This is a genomic window from Actinocorallia lasiicapitis (assembly GCF_054778695.1).
This window is the reverse complement of record NZ_BAAGZI010000534.1, coordinates 1-3,227: the sequence shown is the minus strand read 5'-3', so window position 1 is coordinate 3,227 and position 3,227 is coordinate 1. Positions and strand designations below refer to the sequence as shown.

General features: G+C 70.2%; 5 protein-coding genes. All 5 read left to right on the top strand.

Annotated features, from left to right (window positions below; genetic code table 11):
- The first annotated feature begins 108 nt into the window (after nucleotides 1-108).
- Entirely contained in the window at nucleotides 109-1,080 is a 972-nt protein-coding gene (locus ACYVE7_RS31690) for a YihY/virulence factor BrkB family protein (RefSeq protein WP_460369951.1), read from the top strand.
- A gap of 57 nt (nucleotides 1,081-1,137) precedes the next feature.
- Nucleotides 1,138-1,329 carry a CsbD family protein gene (locus ACYVE7_RS31685; protein WP_460369950.1) on the top strand — a complete coding sequence of 64 codons (192 nt, stop codon included), beginning with the start codon at nucleotides 1,138-1,140 and terminating at the stop codon, nucleotides 1,327-1,329.
- A gap of 39 nt (nucleotides 1,330-1,368) precedes the next feature.
- The gene (locus tag ACYVE7_RS31680; RefSeq protein ID WP_460369948.1) at nucleotides 1,369-1,641 is read left to right on the top strand and encodes a DUF6458 family protein; all 273 of its coding nucleotides are present in this window, start codon (nucleotides 1,369-1,371) and stop codon (nucleotides 1,639-1,641) included.
- Nucleotides 1,641-2,168 (top strand): DUF6328 family protein, encoded by a 528-nt coding sequence (locus ACYVE7_RS31675; protein ID WP_460369947.1) that lies wholly within the window; start codon nucleotides 1,641-1,643, stop codon nucleotides 2,166-2,168. The genes ACYVE7_RS31680 and ACYVE7_RS31675 overlap by 1 nt, the downstream gene beginning before the upstream one ends.
- 181 nt (nucleotides 2,169-2,349) lie before the next feature.
- The coding region (locus ACYVE7_RS31670) for a serine/threonine-protein kinase (protein ID WP_460369945.1) at nucleotides 2,350-3,227 on the top strand (878 nt) is incomplete at its 3' end.

Sequence of the window (3,227 nt, the reverse complement as noted above, 5' to 3'; positions counted from 1 at the left end):
CCCCGAGACCAAACCGCGGGCGCAGGGCGCGGCCGCCGTCCTGGGCACCGCGTTCGCGCTGGCCATCCTCAGGCGCGCCGCCCGCCGCACCACGCCCAGGAGCTGACCGTGCCAGGGGAGGACCGGTGGGTGGCGGGGGCGCCCACCGAGCTTCCCGCCGCGTCCTGGTGGGCGGCGGTGCAGCGGACCTTCACCGAATACCTGGAGGACGGCCTCGGCGACAAGGCCGCGGCCCTCACCTACTACAGCGTCCTGTCGATCTTCCCGGCGATGCTCGTGATCATCTCGCTGGTGGGGCTCGGCGGGACGTCGGTCTCCTCGGGCCTCATCGCGAACATCGACGCGCTCGCGCCCGGCTCCGTCCGGCAGATCCTCACCGACGGCCTCACCGAGATCCAGGACGGCCGCGGTGGCGCCGGGCTCATCGCCCTGCTGGGGCTGCTCGCGGCGCTGTGGTCGGCGTCCGGCTATGTGGCGGCGTTCATGCGGGCGTCCAACGTCATCTATGACGTTCCCGAGGGGCGGCCACTCTGGAAGACCCTGCCGATCCGGATCGGGGTCACCGTCGTCACCCTCGCGCTGCTGTCGCTGTCGGCGGTCGCGGTCGTCGTCACCGGGCCGCTCGCGCGGCGGGCCGGCGACGTGCTCGGGCTGGGTTCGGTGGCCGTCACGACGTTCGACATCGCCAAATGGCCGATCCTGCTGCTGATCGTCAGTTTTCTGTTCGCGCTGCTCTACTGGGCGTCCCCCAACGCCAAGCAGGGGTTCCGGTGGGTGACGCCCGGCGGGATCCTGGCGCTGGTGCTCTGGCTCGCCGCGTCGGCGGGGTTCGCGTTCTACGTCGCGAACTTCGGCAGCTACAACAAGACCTACGGGAGCCTCGCGGGGCTCATCGTCTTCCTGGTCTGGCTGTGGCTCACCAACAACGCGATCCTGCTCGGCGCGGAACTCAACGCCGAGCTCGAACGGAGCCGCGCCATCACCGCGGGCCACCCCGCCGACGAGGAGCCCTATGTGGAGCTCCGTGACACGCGCGCACTCAGCCCCGAAGACCGTCCCGCGCCGGTTTCCGACGTTTGAGACCGGTGGCAGGGGAACTTCAAAGGCACGTCAACTCGGAGCAGGAAGGTGAATGTCGTGGGCTTCCTCGACAAGATGCGCAACAGACTCGACCGGGGCAAGGGCACCGCCAAACAGCGGATCGGCCGCGACCGGCGCGACCCGTACCTGGAGACGGAGGGCCGCGCCGAGAAGCACAAGGCCGGATTCCGCCAGGTCGGCGAGCGGCTCAAGGACGCCGCGAAGGAACTGCGCCGCACCACCAGGTGACCGCTCGCCGGTGACCGGACTCAACGGGAGGAGACGACCATGGGAGTGGGAGTAGGACTCACGCTCTTCACCATCGGGCTGATCCTGGCGCTGGCCACGGACTTCAGCCTCAGCGGCATCGACATCCAGATGGTCGGCTGGATTCTCATCCTCGTCGGCGTGATCCAGCTGCTGTTCACGCTGCTCTATCTGCGGCCGCGCCGCGCGCGCCTCACCGTGACGGAGCGGATCGACGACGCTCCCCCGGTCTACGAGGTCACGCAAGGCGAGACCGTCGTCGAACGGCCCGTGCGCCGCGACCCCGGACTCTGATGGGCCAGGAGCGACCCGATCACGCGGATCGGCCCGATGAGAGCGAGGCGCAGCGGGCCGACCGCAACTTCATGGAGCTGCTGCAGGGGCTCCGGGTGGCGGTGACCGGCGTCCAGGTGCTGTTCGCGTTCCTGCTGACGGTGCCGTTCTCGCAGGGGTTCGCCTCCGCGGGGCCCCTCGACCGCAAACTGTTCTATGTGGCGCTGGTGACGGCGGCGCTGGCGTCGCTGTTCTTCATCGCGCCGGTCGCCCAGCACCGGATCCTGTTCCACCGCGGCATGAAGAGGTACCTGGTGCGGCGGTCCAACCTCTACGGGCTGATCGGCACCGTGTCCCTCGCGGTGTCGATCACCTCGGCGACCCTGATGGTCGTCGACCATCTCTTCGACGGCCCCCTCCCCCTCATCACCGCAGCCGCGATCATGCTGGCCGCGAGCTGGCTGTGGTTCGTCGAACCGATGGTCAACCGAAGAAACGACGGCCCCTCGACCGAATCGAACAAAACGGGCGGACCGGATCGTTCGTGATGTTTCCGGCGCGCTCAGGGGGCACGGTGAAAGAGAAATCGAACCTCGGAAGAGAGTAGGCGCCATGTACATCGGACTGGGAACCGTCGTGCTGATCGTGATCATCGTTCTGGTCGTGCTCTGGCTGCGCTGACGCGGCGGAGCCGCGCCCGGAAAGTCAAATAGACAGTAATATCTGCCGGTGGCTAACTACGCGGGCGACGACCTGGTGGGCGAGAGCATCGGACCCTTCCGGATCGAGCGGCTGCTCGGCCAGGGCGGCATGGGCCGGGTGTATCTCGGGGTGTCGGTCAGCGGGCGGCGGGTCGCCGTCAAGGTGGTGCGGCCCGAACTGGCCGACGACCCCGGGTTCAGGAAGCGGTTCCGGGCCGAGGTCGAGGCGGCCATGGCCGTCAGCGGGGCGTTCACCGCGCCCGTCGTGGACGCCGATCCCGACGGGCCGCTGCCCTGGCTGGCGACCGTGCACGTGGACGGGCCGTCGCTCCAGGACGAGGTCGACGCGCGTGGCCCGCTTCCGGCGGGCGCCGTCCGGCGGCTGGGCGCGAGCCTCGCCGAATCACTCACCGCCATCCACCGGGCCGGGCTGATCCACCGCGATCTGAAGCCCGCCAACATCCTGCTGGCCTCCGACGGGCCGCGCGTCATCGACTTCGGCATCAGCCGCGCCGCCGACGGCACCGCCTACACCGCCACCGGGGGTGTCGTCGGTTCGGCCGGCTACATGTCGCCCGAGCAGATCCTGGGCCGCGACCTCACCCCGGCCAGCGACGTCTTCGCGCTCGGCGCCGTCCTCGTCTTCGCCGCCACGGGCCGTCCCGCCTTCGGCACGGGCCCCTTCCAGGCCGTCCTGTTCCGCGCCGCCTACGAACCACCCGCCCTCGACGGCCTCCACGACCCCCTCGCCTCGACCATCGCCGCCTGCCTCGCCAAGAACCCCCTGCACCGCCCCCCTCTCTCCGACCTCCCCCACCTCTTCATCTCCTCCACCGCAACGCCCGCCGACGACGGCCCCGCCACCGCCCTGCCCGTGGCCCTCCACCCGGCCGCCGCCGAGCCCGC